Here is a 17998-nt window from a genome sequence, read left to right as displayed (position 1 = left end):
TTGAGCTGTAATGGATATTATGTTATACCGAAGTTGATAATAAATAAACTTATTTACCTAGGAGTATTTATGAAAAGTATCGTATGCACAGAACCTTATAAACTGACTTATCGAGAGGTAGAAAAACCAAAAATAAAAGAAACAGAAGTACTTATAAAAGTAAAAGCGATTGGAATTTGTGGTACAGATATACATGCATTTACAGGGCATCAACCTTTTTTTGATTATCCTAGAGTTTTAGGGCATGAGGTTTGTGGCGAAGTTACAGAACTAGGTAAACAGATAACTAAATTTAAAGTAGGTGAGCAAGTTGCATTAATTCCGTATGTATCTTGTAATTCATGTCCTTCTTGTTTGAGTGGGCGAACCAATTGCTGTGAAAATATTTCAGTTATTGGTGTTCATGAAAATGGTGGCTTTGGAGAGTATTTAGCGATACCTGAATCAAATGTTCTGCCGGTTGGTAATATTGATTCTATTACAGCTTCATTAATAGAACCTTATGCAATCAGTGCTCATGCAGTCCGAAGAGCAGCCGTTCAACCAAGAGAAAATATTCTTGTTGTAGGCGCGGGACCGATTGGTTTAGGGGTAGCTGCAATTGCGAAAGCAGACGGTGCAAATGTAGTGGTGGCTGATACTTCCCCAGAGCGACGCAATCACGTTCAGAACGTATTAGGTCTTGCTACTATTGACCCGTCACATGAAAACACAGAAGCATCTATACGAAGTAACTTTTCAGGATATTTAGCTCAAAAAGTCATTGATGCAACAGGTAGTGCAAGAGCAATGAATAATGCAGTCAATTTAATTTGTAATGGTGGGACGATTGTTTTTGTTGGATTATTCAAGGGAAATTTAGAGTTTAGTGACCCTGACTTTCATAAAAAAGAAACAACTATGATGGGGAGTCGTAACGCAACCCCTGAAGATTTTAGTAAAGTGGTACGTTTAATGAAGTCTGGTGATTTATCATCAGAAATGATGTTGACCCATAAATTTGATTTTTTAGATATTGCTGATAATTTTAATGAGCAAGTCGTTGGTAATAAAGACTTATTAAAAGGTGTGATTGTCCTATAAGTGATTTTTATGAGTTTTTAACGTTTATATATTCTCTTATAATTTAGCGAAATGTATGGTTTTATACCTTCGCTAAATTACAAGCTTAAGCTTGATTTTATTTAGTCAAGCCTAAGTTTTTAGCATGGAACTGTAGGTGTGAATCAATATAACTGCTGATGAAGTAATAACTGTGGTCGTAACCTTCACGCATATTGAGTTGGAACTGGTTTAATTGAGTGTTAGCAATCGCGGCTAAATTTTCTGGTTTTAGCTGTTCTTGTAAAAACGAATCGTTGCTACCTTGGTCAATTAAAATAGGTTGATGTTTTTCTTGCTGTGCTAATAATTCACAACTGTCATAGGTTTTCCACTCTTCAACATTATCACCTAAATAAGCGCTAAATGCTTTTTCTCCCCATGGGCAATTAATAGGGTTACAGATTGGACTAAATGCACTGATTGATTGGTATAACTCGGGATTACGTAAACCAATGGTTAATGCGCCATGACCACCCATAGAGTGACCGCTGATCACACGTTGTTTGGTGACTGGGAAGTTAGCCTCTATTAAAGCTGGCAGCTCATTAACGATATAATCGTACATTTGATAATGCTTATTCCATGGTGCTTGTGTCGCATTCAAATAAAAACCTGCACCTAAACCAAGGTCGTAAGCTTTATCTTTATCGTCGGCTACATTATCACCACGTGGGCTGGTATCCGGTGCAACAATCGCAATACCTAACTCTGCTGCTAACTTTTGTGCGCCTGCTTTTTGCATAAAGTTTTCGTCGCTACAGGTTAAACCTGACAACCAATACATGACTGGTACTGGATTATTACTGCTTGCTTGCGGCGGTAAATAGATGGCAAAACGCATTTCACAGTTAAGTACGTTTGATGAGTGAGTATATTGTTTATGCCAACCTTCAAATAGTTTATTACTGCTGATATTTTCAAGGATCATAATATTGCTCGTTTTTAAATGAAGTAGACCAAACAGAGATCCTGCTTGGTCTATCAATGAGGATTTTAGCTATATACGTTAGTTATATGTTAGTTACGTATGTTAGCTAGGTACTTTATTTACGTATGCTATTTATGGTCGAAGTGAATAACAGTACGGATACTTTCACCACTGTGCATTAAATCGAAAGATTTATTGATATCTTCCAATGGCATAGTATGGGTAATAAAGTCACTCAACTTGAACTCTCCAGCCATATAACGTTCAACAATTGCTGGTAATTCAGAGCGACCTTTAACACCACCAAATGCAGTACCACGCCATACACGCCCAGTCACTAACTGGAACGGACGAGTAGAAATTTCTTTACCAGCGCCAGCAACACCAACGATCACTGATTCACCCCAACCTTTATGACAACACTCAAGTGCGCTGCGCATCACGTCAACATTACCGATACACTCGAACGAGTATTCAACACCGCCATCGGTCATTTCAACAATTACATCTTGGATAGGTTTATCGTAGTCTTTAGGGTTAATGCAGTCAGTTGCACCTAGTTGTTTTGCTAGTTCAAATTTACTTTCATTAATATCTACACCAATGATTCTGTTTGCGCCGGCCATTTTTGCACCGATGATAGCCGATAAACCAATACCACCTAAACCAAAGATGGCAACGTTATCGCCTTTTTCAACTTTAGCTGTATTTAATACCGCGCCCATACCTGTGGTAACACCACAACCTAATAAACATACTTCTTCAAGTGGTGCTTCTTTGCTTACTTTTGCTAATGAGATCTCTGGTAATACTGTGTATTCAGAGAATGTTGAACATCCCATGTAGTGGAAAATTGGTTGTCCGTCTTTATAGAAACGGCTAGTGCCATCTGGCATTACGCCGCGGCCTTGCGTTTCACGTACTGCGCTACATAAGTTAGTTTTACCTGATTTACAGAACTTACATTCGCCACATTCAGCAGTATAAAGAGGGATAACATGGTCACCAACGCTAACGCTAGTGACACCTTCACCTATTTGTTCAACAATACCACCACCTTCATGGCCTAAAATAACGGGGAATAAACCTTCAGGATCTTCACCAGATAAAGTAAATGCATCGGTATGGCAAACGCCAGAAGCGATTACTTTAACTAATACTTCACCTTTTCTAGGTAACATTACATCAACTTCTTCAATAACTAGTGGTTGATTTGGGCCCCAAGCGATTGCTGCTTTTGATTTAATAAATTGGTCTGTCATATTTACTCCGGTTATGTGTGTATTGCATTTTAATAGGTCTATTATATTTGTTTCTAGATTAATGATAATCTACCTAAAATGAAAATTACTTTTACTAGGTGGTAACAATGAAGTGGCAAGGTATTAATGAATTTGTAGCGGTAGCTGAAACCCAGAGTTTTTCATTAGCCGCTAAAAACCTCAATATATCAACCGCACAAGTAAGCCGTCAAATCAGTGCGCTGGAAAAACGTTTAAAGGTAAAACTGTTCTACCGTACCACACGTAAAGTGTCACTAACACAGGAAGCACAGCTATTTTATCAGCATTGTCGTCATCTATTAGATAGTCTTGATACCGCAGAACAAGCGATAACCAATCTGCAAAGTAGCCCCCAGGGGAAAATAAAGCTAACGGTGCCAGTTACCTATGGAGAGCAAAAAATATTGCCATTAGTGAATGACTTTGTAGCGTTACATAACGAAATTGAAGTGACTACCGAGTTGACTAACCACCGTGTTGATTTAATTGATGGCGGCTTTGATATTGCTATTCGTTTAGGGCAATTACAAGACTCAACCTTAATCGCCAAACGATTGAGCCAACGTTTTAATTATGTGTGTGCCACGGAAGATTATTTACAAACACACGGCCAACCTCACTCGTTATCGGAGTTAAAACATCACAATTGTTTATTGGGCACGCGAGACTATTGGCGCTTCATTGAACAAGGTAAAGAAAAAGCGGTGAGGGTAAAGGGAAATTTACGCTGTAATAGTGGCTTATCGCTGGTAGATGCTGCATTAAAAAATATTGGTATTGTGCAGTTACCGGATTATTACGTGCAAACGTATATAGAATCAGGCCAGTTAATGACTATTTTGGATCAGTTCAGAGAACCAGCAGAGGGCATTTGGGCAGTCTACCCACAGAATCGTTATATGTCACCTAAGATCCGTTTGTTAATCGATCATCTTGCGAAGCATTTACAATAAAAAAATAAAGCGCGTACCAGTCTCCTAATACACGCTTTATGTTGTCAGCATTGGTTAATTAACTTTAATTCTAGTTTATCAGCTTAAGCATTTTTCCATTGTGTTTTACGATTTTTTTTCCAATTTCTTTGCTGTTTTGACCAGTAGTCATTACTGGTTTCTATGCCATGTGGAAAACAATGATTACATCCCATCTCTTCACCAACACAGATTCTGGAAATAAAAGTGCCTGAAATTTTACGAGGCATTGCTGCTAAGCCAGCTTCATTTACACCGTACGCTGAAATTAATTTATTTTCTTTTTTCATTTTCTCTCTCCTAGGAAATACCTAGAACAGAGAACCTTTTAGAAATTGTATTAACATAATTCCCCCTTAATCACTCCATTGAGCGCACATCACCATTAACTCTATTACAAGTTGGTACAACTTACAGAAGTGCTCAATGGGAAGAATTTACCATAGCATAATATACCTAAAAATCATTATAAAAATGTTGTTTGCTATTGATTTAATTGTCTTTAATCTATTTTAAGAATTTGGAAGTAATGGGCAGGAATCGTCGATGTGTTAAAAAGCTGTACATTGTTCGGATCAAAAAACAATCTGGTGCCAGCTCATCTGATTTCTGTAGGGATAGGTCCTCTTCTGAGCAAGAGAAATAAAGTCGCCGAGAGGACGAAAAAAAAGCTCAAGCAGGATTCCCACGGAGACCATGGGAACGAGAAATCATGCTAATTGATTGCTATTAGCTATGCCATTACACCAAAATTATACCGCACCACCAAAACCACAGCGCTACTAAATAGAAATAGAGTAAAGAAATAAAAACACTCCAAAGTAAACCTTACTTCAGTACCTTTTGTAGCCATGCTGAAATATCTCTCAATTGCTCAGCAACTACCGTATGTGGCATCGGATATGAATACCACTGTACTTGATATCCGGCATTAACTAATAATTGATTAGCCATTTTACCTGCGCTAAAAGGCACCACATCATCTTGCTCACCGTGTTGATGTAAAATCGGTGTTTGCTGATTTTCAACGGTTAAAGATGCAGGTAATTTATCACCATTAGGTAAGTAGCATGACATCGCTAAAATACCCGCTAGTTTTTGCGTATATCTTAATCCAGTAAATAAACTCATCACTCCACCTTGGCTAAAACCTGCCAATACTATTTTGTCACTGGCAATTCCGCTATCAAGTTGCTCTTGTATTAACCCTTGAATGATCTTTTCTGAATCAAGTACATCGGCTAAATTTGCTCGGTTATGTAACTCCATGCTTTTAATGTCATACCATGAACGCATCACTGCGCCTTGATTAATGGTCACCGCTTGCTCTGGAGCATGTGGAAAAACAAAGCGAATTTGATGATCCTGTGGTAATCGCAAGACCGGAACAATCGGTGAAAAACCAGCGCCAGAATCGCCTAATCCATGTAACCAAATTACACAGCGGGTGGCTTTTGATGAAGGTTCGATGGTGATCCTATCTAATTGTGTTACTGACATTTGTGTGTCCTTTTTCGCTTACTTTGATTGTTTCTGTGTGTACTTTAATCTGCACTATGTATAAATTTTTACCAGTTATTGTTTTTATTAATCAAGCGGTAATGCGGTTTTTTTAACAACTTCACGTAATACAAAACTTGAATGCACTCCGGTTACGCCTTCAAGCTTGGTAATGTGCCCCAATAGAAACTTCTCGTAATGCTGCATATCTCGTACTACTACTTTTAATAAAAAGTCTGCTGATTGCCCTGTGACAATTAGGCATTCTAAAACTTCTGGTAATGATGTGACTTCTCTTTCAAAGTTTTCAAATCGTTCTGGGGTATGCCTATCCATACTAATGCCGATCATTGCGGTTAGGTTTAAACCCAAGGCTGCTGGTTTTAATAAAGTAACGTGTTTATCAATAATGCCTGATTCTTCTAGGCGTTTTACACGTCGAGAACAGGGGGTAGGGGATAAGCCAACACTGTCAGCTAACTCTAAATTACTGATCCGTGCATTACTTTGCATTAAGCGCAATATTTGTTTGTCAGTTCGGTCTAATTTGATCACTGAGTGCATGCTTTAACCTCTGTTTAGTTTTAATCACTACTATTGTTGGTTTAAATAGGTTTTTGTTGCGATAATTTGCCATTAAATAAGTGAGTTTGCAATCATTCACTCCATAAAATTGTTTATAGTTTCACTATGGATAGCGAGCGAAGTTTCTAACCGGAAACGGGTGGCAATAACCTTACCATGCTGAGCCAACTCGCTGATTCTTTTGTTTTATCTTAACCAGAGATAAAATAAAAGAGTCGTAACCAACTACTATGCAGACCAAAGACTAAGTAGGACAGAATAAGATAGCAACAAACCGTTAATCGAAGAATAGTTTTAGGGAATCTCTTATGTCAATGAATAGCAATCAGCCATCTAGCTTCAATCATAAAAAGTATCGTGCTTTTACGCCTATTCAAAAAACCGATAGACGTTGGCCAAATCGTACAATTACCCAGGCACCAGAGTGGTGTAGTGTTGATTTAAGAGATGGTAATCAAGCGCTGATCGAGCCAATGAGTCCAAGCCAGAAATTAGAGTTGTTTAAGCTATTAGTTGATGTTGGTTTTAAAGAGATTGAAGTGGGTTTTCCAGCCGCTTCAGCCCCTGACTTTGATTTTGTTCGTCAATTGATTGAGCAAGATTTAATTCCAGATGACGTAACGATTCAAGTATTAACACAGGCTAGAGAGCCTTTAATTGCACGTAGTTTTGAAGCCTTAAAAGGCGCTAAAAAAGCGATTGTACATTTGTATAATTCAACCTCTACGGTGCAACGTGAACAAGTTTTTAAAAAGTCGCGTGAAGAGATTAAGAGTATTGCAGTGCAAGGTGCGAAATGGGTAAAAGAGATGGCGTTACAACAGCCTGATACCTATTGGTCTTTCCAGTATTCTCCTGAAAGCTTTACCGGTACAGAAATGGACTATGCATTAGAAGTCTGTGATGCGGTGATAAATGTGTGGCAACCGACTGTTGATAACAAAGTGATCATCAACTTACCTGCGACAGTAGAAGTATCAACACCTAATGTTTATGCCGACCAAATTGAGTGGATTAACGATAATATTAGTCATCGAGAAGCAGTAAGGATCAGCCTACATACACATAATGACCGTGGCTGTGGTGTTGCTGCCGCTGAGTTAGGTGTGCTAGCAGGTGCAGATCGTATTGAAGGGACTTTATTAGGTAATGGTGAGCGTACTGGTAATATGGATATTGTCACCATGGCGATGAATATTTACAGCCAAGGCATTGACCCTGAATTAAACTTTTCAGATATGGATCGCATTATTTCAACCGTTGAGCGTTGTACGCAATTAGCGGTTCATCCTCGTCATGCTTATGCTGGTGAGCTTGTGTTTGCAGCCTTTTCAGGTAGCCATCAAGATGCGATAAATAAATGTATGAGTATTGATGCTGAGCAGCGAGAGCAAGATCCTGATGCACATTGGCAGGTGGCTTATTTGCCTATTGATCCTCGAGATTTAGGTCGTTCTTATCAACAAGTCATCCGTATTAATAGCCAATCGGGCAAAGGCGGTGTTGCTTATGTACTTGAGCAAGATTACGGCATTCAAATGCCACGTTGGATGCAAGTTGACTTTAGCCCATATATTCAAGAGTTTGCAGAAAAAAGCGAAGCAGAAGTAGGTCCTAAAGCGATTAAAGATATTTTTTCTAGTACTTATTTAAATCCACAACAAGCAGCTAAAATGGCCGATTATCAATTAAACCGTGAGGGTAATGTAGATACTTTACAGGTTGAATTAGAAATCGCAGAGCAAGTTGTTGGTATTAAAGGCGAAGGTAAAGGTGTGTTAGATGCCTTTGTTAAAGGACTAAGCGCCAAGATTGGCCATGACATTGTATTACTTGATTATAATGAGCATGCTATGCCAAGTAAATTAGGCGCTGAAAATGAACAAGCTGAGGCAATGGCTTACGTACAAATTAGCATTAAAGGCCAGCGTTACTGTGCTGCATCACATTGCGAAGATATTGTGACTGCATCAATGCAAGCGGTATTAAATGCATTAGGTCGAAGTGGTGTAGAGATAGAATCGATTGTCTCGTTATCTGCTTAGAGCAAAGAAATGATAATTCGCTAGTGTTATAACGCAGCGATTAAAACGAAGGCTTCAACGATCATTTGATGATTATTGAAGCCTTTATGACATTAGCACTTATTACATTAGTGATAGACCGATTAAGTTAGATTTTTATTAATAGCCTATACTCGATTAATTAAGCATCAGCTACACCAGCCTCCAATTAAGTTAAGCCAACCTTCATCAAGCTATGTCACAAATGACCAGCTCAACAACTTTGAGCTAACTCTTCGAACAATACCTTAACCAAATAATACCCTAACCAAATAATACGCTATTAAAAAATATGCCAATAAAAATATGGCCATGAAACCCTATGGACTCACTAGTAGAATAGATAAAAGTGTCAGTTACGCGTTGCTAGTATGTTGCTGAGAAGAGGTTTTTTCGATTGTTAATAGATCAGTAGGATAAAAACGTATCCGTATCATTGATAAGTTCAACTTTAAAAAGTAGAATGCGAATCATTATCGTTCGTTTTTATTTTTAAAGGTCATTATGTCAAATATAGTGTTATTAAGTGATGATCCACAAAGTACTGTGTCACTCACTGAAGTGCTAAGCAGCAAAAAACACCAAGTCACTTGTTTTAGTGATGGTGAAACAATTTTAAACTTTCTGCAGCAACAAAATGTTGATCTTGTATTAGTTGATAACTACTTGTCCTCAGCGCAGACCTTAAAACTAATTACGACGATATGTAAAAATTTTGCCACCCCCATTTTATTGTTGAGCGAATCAACCGATCCAACTGCTGTACTCGATGGTTTACAAGGAGGCGCAGATCAATACCTGACAAAGCCTTTTTCCGCTAAAACACTATTAGTGCATATTGATGCTTTGTTACGCCGAGTCAGTTTAGATAGGCAACGTTTAACATTTCATCATTGCAGTAAACAGTTTTCACTGAGAGTCGCACGCCTACCTTTAACCGAAACTGAAGTCTCCTTAGTACAATATCTAAGTAAAAATGATGGTAATGTTATCTCTAAAGCAACCTTACAAAAAGAGGTGTTGAAAAAAGATATATCAGCTTTTGATAGAAATTTAGATGTGCATATCAGTAACATACGTAGAAAAATGTTGAGTGCAGGGCTATCAAAATTACATATCAAAACCGTGCACGGTAAAGGTTATACTTTTTGTGAAAAAATCAGCCAACTTTCTCTTGGATTTTTTTATTTTTAACATTTTTATATTTCAATTTAATACTTCTACTGCCATCTCTTCTATTTTTAAACGCTAACCAACTCTAGCGAATGACTGGATTTACTTTGTTGCCCTCAAAAGCAGCATAGTAAATCCAGATTATCTGTGTTTTTATTTTCGAAAATGTAAATAATGTAATTTTGATGTTATTGATAATTATTATCATGTAAGTTTTGCGTTGTTTCCATCAGTGCATGAGATTTATCACTCAAATGGAATTGCGATTATTTCCTAATTGAGGAAATGAAAATTAACACTTTGGAGAAGTGAAACATGTTTAAAAAAAGTCAGTTAGCATTATTCGTAGGGGCGACGATTGCCTCATCAATGGTTTATGTTAACGCTGCTGAAAAAGAGCTAAATCCTGAAGATGTAATGGTTATCACTGCTGAGCGTGCAAACTATAAAGCCGATAATAATACAGGCTCTATGCGTATGGAAATGACGCAACTTGAAACACCGGGGCAAGTTACGGTGATCGATGAGCAATTAATTGATGAGCAGCGTGCGACAACATTAGGACAAGTTTTAAAAAATGACTCAAGTGTTTCAGCGGGCGGTGATAGCCGTAACCGTGAGCGCTTCTCTTTACGTGGTTTTGAATTAGGTAGTAGCAGTGGTTTTTTACGTGATGGCAAACAACATTGGTCTCATTACCGTCAACCTGTTGAATTATTAGAATCTGTTGAAGTATTAAAAGGGCCAGCTGGTTTGTTATACGGACAATCAGCACCTGGCGGCCTTATTAACATGGTCTCTAAAAAACCTACCGCTGAAACGCAAGTTGTATTTAGCCAAGATATTGGTTCAAACAGCGCAACGCGAAGCACGCTCGATGTCAGTGGTGCATTAAATGAAGATAAAACATTACGCAGTCGCTTAGTTTTATCACAACAAAATTATGATTCATGGAGAAGCTATAGTGATGGTTCTACACCTTCTACAGAACGTTTTGTAGGTGGATTATTTGTTGATTATGATATCAATGATGCCGTCACTGTTTCTGCACATTATGACCGTACAACAGATGACGGAAGTGTTGATTCTGGTGCTTATGTTGTTGATGGTAAATCAGTATTAGGCGATAAGTATATTTGGGATACGCAATGGTCAAACATTGATAATGAAGTTGAGAATGTAGGCCTTGGTGTTGATGCACAATTAAACCAAAATTGGTCGTTAAATGTTAGTTATAACTATCAAAATTTTAAGCGTCATGATGTAGAGAGTTACCCCGTTGAAACAACGTTTGATGGAACAACTTATTCACAAGGCGGTAGTGACCGCAGTGACCATTGGATCTTCCAAACTGCAAGTGCTGATTTAGTCGGTGAATTTAACACTGGCAGTATTGAACACCAATTATTAATTGGTAGTAACTGGTTAGGCTACAGCTATGAACGTGAACAGTATTCGTTAAACAGCACTACAACAACAGTTGGTGAACCAAATGGCTCTGCAACTATCAACACTTCTGCAAGTGTAAAAACAAGTGACAGTGAATATAACGCTTATGGTTTTTATGTCCAAGATATGGTTACCTTAAATAAACAGTGGCAAGTCTTAGGTGGACTTCGCTATGACTTAAAAGTTACACCGGGTGAAGATGGTGAATCTGATGAAAGATTAGATGCAATTGTGCCTAAACTAGCATTGATTTATCACCCTGCAAGTAATGGTTCTATCTACTTAACTTATTCTGAAAGTTTTGAGCCATTATCTGATGTTTCAGATAGTAAAGCGACTAACGACGGTGCTTCACTTGATCCAGTGACAGGTAAGCTTTACGAATTAGGGACGAAATGGGAACTGTTTGACGATAGGTTGTTTGCTTCTGCCGCTATTTTTGAAATTACGCAGGAAAACTCAACCATTAATGTGGGTACTTCAGAATCATACGAAGTCACGCAAGCAGGCGAACGAGTTCATCGTGGTGCTGAATTAGCATTCCAAGGTAACTTAACAGAGTCATTATCATTGAGTGGTACGGGTACTTATCTTGATGCAGAATACACTACTGATGCAAATTATCAGGGTAATCGACCTGCTGATGTGCCTAAGTTCTCCGCTAGTGTTTGGTCTCGTTATCAAGTTACCAGTGATACGGATCTTAACTTAGGTGCTACCTACGTGGGGTCTCGTTACAGTGATGCTGCTAATACCTACAAAAAAGATGCTTACACACGCATTGATTTAGGTATTTCTCATACACTTCAATATGACCAAAACCTCGACATGGTTTTCCGTTTAAACGTAGAGAACTTATTTGATACTGATTACTACGCTGGTGGCGGTTCAACAAGTGATGATTACGCGAGTAACGGTGCACAAAACGTAGTGGTTGGCGAAGGACGTAACTTTATGGCAACAGTACAAGTTCGTTATTAATCAAAACCCATCAACTGTTTGAGTAGATGCTCAAACAGTTGATACACCTATTTACAATCTAATCGTCCTGTCATTTATTTACAATCTCACCTTATTGTTTATTTGCATTACATAGAAAATGTAAAGAATGTAAATTTATTTATCTCTTAAATGATAATGAGTTACATTTGCGTTTTTATAATCTAATAAAATAAGACATCAACTTTCATGGTCAATTCGCTCAAAAATAAAAAAGTGCAGTTATGGGCAAGGCGTTTACATATCTACGTTTCAATGGCTTTATTATTAGTTGTTTTATTTTTTGCTGTTACAGGTATCACTTTAAATAGACCTCATTTGTATGTGAGTGAACAACCAAAAGTCGATCAGCAAACATTGGCCATACCTGATTTTTTATTTGCAATAACAGACGATCATTTAGTCGTTGATAAAACAAAGCTATTAGCTTACTTAGCAGATAAAACCAATGTCACCGGAAAGCCTTCATCTGTGCAGTTGTTCAGCGAAGTTGAAGAAGGAGAGTTGGTTGAAGGTGAGGTTTCTTTAGATTACAAAGGCCCTGGTTTTAACAGCACAGTCTTTATTGATTTAGTCACGCAAGAAGCGGAAATAGAAACAACACATTATGGCGTGATTGCAGTCTTAAATGACCTCCATAAAGGTAGGAACAGTGGCCAAGTATGGGCATGGTTTATTGATATTAGTGCCCTATTAATGATTTTTTTTGTGTTAACAGGAGTGTGCTTGTTAGTACCGAAGAAAAAGAGTTTTAGCTTGGGATTAAAATGGACTGCATTTGGCTCCGTTATCAGCCTACTGATTTATCTCTTCGCTGTACCATAAAAAGTCCTGTGAGTTATTTCTGAAATTAACAACATATCAACAAAAAATACCGTTAAGAAAATTTAAACAATGAGAGTGAGAAAATGAAGGGAATTTATTTTAGTTATTGGCTATTGGGTTTAATGATTGCCTTACCGAGTTGGGCAAAAACTATTCCAGCATCAGCTAGCATGGGCGTTGAGTTTGAATTACCTCAAGTGGAAGCAAGTATCTATGCTCGGCCCTATGTTGCAGTGTGGATTGAAGATAAAAAACGACAGCCTGTACGCACTATACAACTTTGGGTTGGTGATGATGAATGGTTAAAAGACTTACGTAGTTGGTGGCGTAAAGTTGGGCGTGATGACCGTTCGGTTGTTGATGCCGTCACTTCTGCTACTAGACCCGTTGGACAACATCGCTTTACCTGGGATGGTTTAGATCAGCAAGGAAACCGCGTTGAACAAGGTGATTACATTTTTTATGTCGAAGTTGTACGTGAGCACGGTGGACGTAATTACATTCGACAAAAAATAACCCTAGGTGAAGAAAGCTTTGATTTGCAAATTGCACCTACTGAAGAGACTGGCAACATTGCTTTACATTATCAGCTTAATTAATGGGTTTTATATTTTCCAGTTATTAAGTCGCAGCCACCCGTTAATAGCCACCTATTAATAGTTACTAATTAATAATCACTAATCAACAATTACTTAAGAGAGAGAACAATGCTAAATAAAAAATTCAATGCCGTTGTTGTAATGGCGTCAATGTTAGTCGGATTAACACTATCAAGTGTTGCTAGTGCACATCCACGTTGGGTATTACCCTCTCATTTTACTATTTCTAAAGAAGGTGGCGATTGGCTAACTTTTGATGTGACAGCGTCTCATGGCACCTTTGTGATGGATAAACCTGCGGGCAGTGAAACAGCACAAGTGGTTATGCCCGATGGCCGTAAAGAACGTCCTGACTTTGTATTGCGTGGTAAACGCCGCTCTGTATTTGATTTCCACTTTACAGAAGAAGGGACACACCGAGTACAAATTAATGGTACGCCAAGCTACGTAACAAGCTATAAAGCTGGTAAACGTGATACTCAGAAAAGATTACGTGCGAACAAGGTTGAGCGAGTTGCATTATTACCAGAAGGTGCGCGTGATGTAAGCAGTACATTAAACTACACGCGAGCAGAAACCTACATTACTGTTGGCAAGCCAAGTGAAAAGCCTTTCCCATTAGAAGGTAAGTACTTAGAGCTTCAGCCTACTACTAAGCCGGCTGATATTGTGGCGACTGAGCCTGTACGTTTTCAATTATTCTTTAACGGTAAAGCACAATCGGGTGTAAAAGCAGAAATTACACGTGATGGTACTTTATACCGTAACCAGCAAGACCAAATTGACGTTGTTAGTGATGAGCAAGGTTTTATTGAGTTTACGCCAGAGATTGCTGGCCGTTATATTTTAAAAGCGTCGCATCGTGCAGCGATTATGAATAACCCACTAGCAGAAAAAATGAATGCTAGTGTGCACCTTACTTTTGAAGCGATATTACCGTAGTGGTTGCCCGAGTGAGTGCAGTTACCCTGCTTAAAAAAAGCCTAATCGGTATCGGTCTTCTTTCTGTTAGTCAGATTGCTTTTGCGCATTATCCACTAATGCATTGTTCAATTGTTGGCGACAATATTGAATGTGAAGCGGGTTATAGTGATGGCAGTAAAGCGGTCGATTATCAGGTCAATATGTACGATTACGACGATAACTTAATTGCTAAAGTGAAGACGGATAAACGCTCTATTGCTACTTTTAATGATGCGCCCGATGAATACTATTTGGTATTCGATTCTGGGCACGAGTATCCCGTTGAAGTGGATAGTGTCGAGATAACTGAGAAATGACCATACAAGCAGTTGTCAGCGAGAATAAAGGGCATGAAGGTTACTGGATAGCGACATTATGCCTTTTAATTTTGCTAATAGGTGCATTGTTATTACCCTATAACAGTGCACATCATCAACATCAGTCTTTAGCTGATCATCAAGTGCTGATAACTGATCTGCCTTCTCCTCCTTTAGCTATGATTGCTGAGCTGCGGTTAGCCCATGAAGAGATCCGTTATTTTTATCAGATGCAACAAGATTGGTTAGCGGTAACGCAGTTGGAGCAAGATTGGATTGCTCCCTTTGTAAAAGATAAAAGCTGGGCGCATCAAGGTGAGCATGATTGGTCTTTAGTTGCTGCTGGAATATATCAAAGTACACCAGCTAAAGGTGGCATACGTTATCTTTTAAATAGCCGTAGTGATCAAGTTGATATTTGGTTGCAGGAAAAACCGCAAGCAAGTGTAGCTACCGCTTTTGATCTAAATGCTTTAGCTACATCAGGTTGGACTCAAGTGGTGTTTAGTGAGTCACAACTTACAGAGCAACATACTGAACATTAAAGTATTACTGAACAGTAAAACGACGCTGGACATCAGCATTAGGAAATTTCCATGGCGACATTATTAATTATGCTTAAACGCTTCTCATTGCTTTTATTGTTAACGCTGACGAGTTTGCAAAGCTATGCACAAGTTGATCTAAAAAATGAGCAAAAGATTCAACCTAAGCAACTTAAACAACTTAAACAACTTAAACAACTTAAACAACTTAAACAACAAAGCAGCGAACAGAATCGACAAGAAAAAAAACTAACGGTTGGCATTACGTTACAACCTTATTATAGCTACGTGAAAGCAGTGGTTGGTGACCAAGTGAATGTATTGCCCCTTGTTGATGAAGGATTTAACCCACACAACTACCAACCTCAAGCCAATGATTTACGTCGTTTAAATTTAATGGATGTCATTGTTGTTAATGCTATTGGGCACGATGATTTTGCATTAAAAGTGATTAAAGCTGCTGACCGCGATGATCTTATTATTATCAAAGCGAATAAAGATGTACCTCTGTTACCTGCCATGGGGCAATCTGTCGGCAATGGAGTTGTTAATCCACATACCTTTGTAGGTGTGGCAACAACCATTCAAAAGGTTTATAGCATTGCCAATGAAATGTCTAAAATAGACCCTGACAACGCTAAGTTATACCGTGCAAACGCACGAGCTTATGCTTTGAAATTTAGAAAGATGAAACATAAAGCAATGATGAACTTAAGCGATATTAATACCGCAGGTATGAAAGTTGCGACTACACATAATGCCTATGGTTATATTCTGCAGGAGTTTGGTGTACAAGTCAGTGCTGTTATCGAACCTGCGCACGGTGTTGAGCCAAGTGCAAGCCAACTGCAAGAAACCATCGAAAAGATTAAAGAATCTGGTATCGATGTATTGTTTTATGAGCTAAATATGCCAAACCGTTATGTTGATACCATCGAAAAAGAAACAGGAATTAAGTTATACCGTTTCTCACACATGACCCACGGAGCTTATCGAGCGGACAAAGTTGAAGTGGAAATGCGTCAAAATTTAAATACGCTAGTGGAAGCGATGAAGTTTACTGCAGCACAAAAAGGTGGTGTGTAGTGGGCCCCTCTATTTCATTAAGTCATGTTAGTTTACGCTATGAAAATAACATTGTGTTACAGGATATTTCAGCCACATTAGGTTCCGGTGAATGCCATGTCATCATGGGCCCTAATGGAGGAGGAAAAACGTCACTATTACGTTCGATATTAGGATTAACTCCTTTTAAAGGAGAGGTGAATATCCATTGGCCTAAGGGTAAAGGTAAAATAGGGTATGTGCCACAAAAAGCGACCTTTGAGCCTAGCTTGCCGTTAACAGTATTAGACTTTATTTTACTTAATCAAAGTCGCTCCCCTTTATTTTTTAACTTTAATAAAAAACACAAGGTCAAAGCGCTGCAACAGTTGGCACGTTTGGGAATGGAAGATCGCGCCATGTTTAGAATGGGGCAATTGTCCGGGGGCGAGCAGCAACGAGTTTTATTTGCACAAGCCTTGTTAGATGATCCTGATTTATTGATTTTGGATGAGCCTACCAATGGTATGGATGACCAAGGTGTACGTTATTTTGAGTCATTGATTGCTGACCTTGTGAAAGAAAACAAAACCATTTTGGTTGTACATCATGATATTAGTGCAGTACGCCGTTTACAGGCCGTGGTGCATGTAGTGAATGGAACTTTATTGGAAAGTGGATTGGCAGAAGACGTGTTAAAGGCAAATAAAATAGAACGATTATTTAATCATTATCGTAGCCACTCAAACCATCAAAACGAGGAAGTCGCTTAATGGATTGGTTACGTTTATTAGCAAACCAAGGCGCGGAAGCTGGCTGGTTAAGTGAAAGCTTTGCCTATGGTTTTATGGTCAATGCTTTAGTGGCTGCCTTGTTCGTTGGACCACTGTTGGGTGGATTAGGTACATTAGTGATTGCTAAACGTCTTGCATTCTTTTCAGAGGCGGTAGGGCATGCCGCATTAACGGGTATTGCTATTGGCGTATTATTAGGGGAACCCCCTGAAAATCCAATCATTGGCTTGTTCTGTTTCTGCATGATCTTTGCATTGTTATTACATTTTGTACGTAACCGCACAGCAGTACCTTACGATACTTTAGTCGGGGTGTTCCTTGCTGTTGCGTTGGCCGGTGGTGCCGCATTATTAATGTATGTTGCACGTAAAATTAATATTCACATGTTAGAGAATGTATTATTTGGTTCAATATTAACTATCACTGACTTTGATTTATTAGTATTAGGTGTCAGTTGCCTACTTATTATTGTTGGGTTGATGTTCACTTTTAATCGTATTTTATTAGCTTCAATTAGTCCTGATATCGCTAAAGTTCGTGGTTATAACACGCACTTTTATGATTACTTATTTGTAATGATGATCACCTTAGTGACTATTGCTGCGGTGAAAATTGTTGGTGCAGTGTTAGTGGGGGCGTTGCTATTAATACCCGGTGCAACGGCACGTTTAATGACTAGAAGCATGGGCAGTTTTGTTCTGTTGTCTTCATTATTAGCTACGTTAAGCTGTTTAATTGGTACTTTGTTACCAATGGAATTAAAGCTTCCTATTCCCTCTGGCGCGTCAATTATTTTAGTGGCAGCTAGCTTCTTTTTAATCGCAACGGTTTATCGAATTGTGGCGAGGAAATAATA

The 17998-nt window shown here is 38.5% G+C and carries 18 protein-coding genes; 13 read left to right on the top strand and 5 right to left on the bottom strand.

Annotated features, from left to right (window positions below; genetic code table 11):
- The first annotated feature begins 69 nt into the window (after positions 1-69).
- A complete protein-coding gene (locus MT390_RS00255; RefSeq protein ID WP_499438929.1) occupies positions 70-1083 on the top strand; it encodes a zinc-binding alcohol dehydrogenase family protein in 1014 nt (337 codons plus the stop codon).
- 97 nt (positions 1084-1180) lie between these two features.
- Here MT390_RS00255 and fghA read toward each other — a convergent pair whose 3' ends face one another.
- Both fghA and MT390_RS00245 read right to left on the bottom strand, forming a co-directional pair.
- Complete coding sequence (gene fghA / locus MT390_RS00250; RefSeq protein WP_499438927.1) at positions 1181-2032, bottom strand: S-formylglutathione hydrolase; 852 nt, start codon at positions 2030-2032, stop codon at positions 1181-1183.
- A 128-nt stretch (positions 2033-2160) separates the two neighbouring features.
- Entirely contained in the window at positions 2161-3294 is a 1134-nt protein-coding gene (locus MT390_RS00245) for an S-(hydroxymethyl)glutathione dehydrogenase/class III alcohol dehydrogenase (RefSeq protein WP_499438925.1), read from the bottom strand.
- Between the two features lie 107 nt (positions 3295-3401).
- Here MT390_RS00245 and MT390_RS00240 point away from each other — a divergent pair, with 107 nt between their 5' ends.
- Entirely contained in the window at positions 3402-4268 is an 867-nt protein-coding gene (locus MT390_RS00240; protein ID WP_166368061.1) for a LysR family transcriptional regulator, read from the top strand.
- 83 nt (positions 4269-4351) lie between these two features.
- Here the strand turns inward: MT390_RS00240 and MT390_RS00235 are convergent, their stop codons facing one another.
- The 3 genes from MT390_RS00235 to MT390_RS00225 all read right to left on the bottom strand — a co-directional run bounded on the left by MT390_RS00235 (position 4352) and on the right by MT390_RS00225 (position 6350).
- Positions 4352-4576, bottom strand: a complete 225-nt coding sequence (locus MT390_RS00235) for a phosphate ABC transporter substrate-binding protein (RefSeq protein WP_166368059.1) — start codon at positions 4574-4576, stop codon at positions 4352-4354.
- Between the two features lie 538 nt (positions 4577-5114).
- Positions 5115-5786, bottom strand: coding sequence for an alpha/beta hydrolase (locus MT390_RS00230; protein WP_499438922.1), 672 nt, complete (start codon positions 5784-5786; stop codon positions 5115-5117).
- Positions 5787-5873: 87 nt separating this feature from the next.
- A complete protein-coding gene (locus tag MT390_RS00225; protein ID WP_499438920.1) occupies positions 5874-6350 on the bottom strand; it encodes an Lrp/AsnC family transcriptional regulator in 477 nt (158 codons plus the stop codon).
- 329 nt (positions 6351-6679) lie between these two features.
- Here MT390_RS00225 and leuA point away from each other — a divergent pair, with 329 nt between their 5' ends.
- From leuA to MT390_RS00170, 11 genes are all read left to right on the top strand, one after another.
- The gene (gene leuA, locus MT390_RS00220; RefSeq protein WP_499438918.1) at positions 6680-8416 is read left to right on the top strand and encodes a 2-isopropylmalate synthase; all 1737 of its coding nucleotides are present in this window, start codon (positions 6680-6682) and stop codon (positions 8414-8416) included.
- A 522-nt stretch (positions 8417-8938) separates the two neighbouring features.
- On the top strand, positions 8939-9628 hold the full coding sequence (locus MT390_RS00215; protein WP_166368051.1) for a response regulator transcription factor: 690 nt from the start codon (positions 8939-8941) through the stop codon (positions 9626-9628).
- 294 nt (positions 9629-9922) lie between these two features.
- A complete protein-coding gene (locus MT390_RS00210; RefSeq protein ID WP_499438916.1) occupies positions 9923-12037 on the top strand; it encodes a TonB-dependent siderophore receptor in 2115 nt (704 codons plus the stop codon).
- Positions 12038-12244: 207 nt separating this feature from the next.
- On the top strand, positions 12245-12880 hold the full coding sequence (locus MT390_RS00205; protein WP_299663095.1) for a PepSY-associated TM helix domain-containing protein: 636 nt from the start codon (positions 12245-12247) through the stop codon (positions 12878-12880).
- Positions 12881-12963: 83 nt separating this feature from the next.
- Positions 12964-13479: a DUF2271 domain-containing protein gene (locus tag MT390_RS00200; protein WP_499438914.1), complete on the top strand. Its 516-nt coding sequence runs from the start codon at positions 12964-12966 to the stop codon at positions 13477-13479.
- Positions 13480-13587: 108 nt separating this feature from the next.
- Entirely contained in the window at positions 13588-14421 is an 834-nt protein-coding gene (locus MT390_RS00195; RefSeq protein WP_499438913.1) for a DUF4198 domain-containing protein, read from the top strand.
- A gap of 11 nt (positions 14422-14432) precedes the next feature.
- On the top strand, positions 14433-14759 hold the full coding sequence (locus MT390_RS00190) for a hypothetical protein (protein WP_499438911.1): 327 nt from the start codon (positions 14433-14435) through the stop codon (positions 14757-14759).
- Positions 14756-15304 carry a DUF6162 family protein gene (locus tag MT390_RS00185; protein WP_166368041.1) on the top strand — a complete coding sequence of 183 codons (549 nt, stop codon included), beginning with the start codon at positions 14756-14758 and terminating at the stop codon, positions 15302-15304. The genes MT390_RS00190 and MT390_RS00185 overlap by 4 nt, the downstream gene beginning before the upstream one ends.
- 51 nt (positions 15305-15355) lie before the next feature.
- The gene (locus MT390_RS00180) at positions 15356-16390 is read left to right on the top strand and encodes a metal ABC transporter solute-binding protein, Zn/Mn family (RefSeq protein WP_499438909.1); all 1035 of its coding nucleotides are present in this window, start codon (positions 15356-15358) and stop codon (positions 16388-16390) included.
- The gene (locus tag MT390_RS00175) at positions 16390-17121 is read left to right on the top strand and encodes a metal ABC transporter ATP-binding protein (RefSeq protein WP_499438908.1); all 732 of its coding nucleotides are present in this window, start codon (positions 16390-16392) and stop codon (positions 17119-17121) included. Before MT390_RS00180 ends, MT390_RS00175 begins: the two co-directional genes overlap by 1 nt.
- Positions 17121-17996, top strand: coding sequence for a metal ABC transporter permease (locus tag MT390_RS00170; protein ID WP_166368037.1), 876 nt, complete (start codon positions 17121-17123; stop codon positions 17994-17996). The genes MT390_RS00175 and MT390_RS00170 overlap by 1 nt, the downstream gene beginning before the upstream one ends.
- Positions 17997-17998: the final 2 nt, after the last annotated feature.

Source organism: Vibrio sp. 2-Bac 85, assembly GCF_037546705.1.
Classification (GTDB): domain Bacteria; phylum Pseudomonadota; class Gammaproteobacteria; order Enterobacterales; family Psychromonadaceae; genus Psychromonas.
The sequence above is the reverse complement of the archived record's forward strand: the minus strand, read 5'-3'. Positions and strand labels throughout refer to the sequence as shown.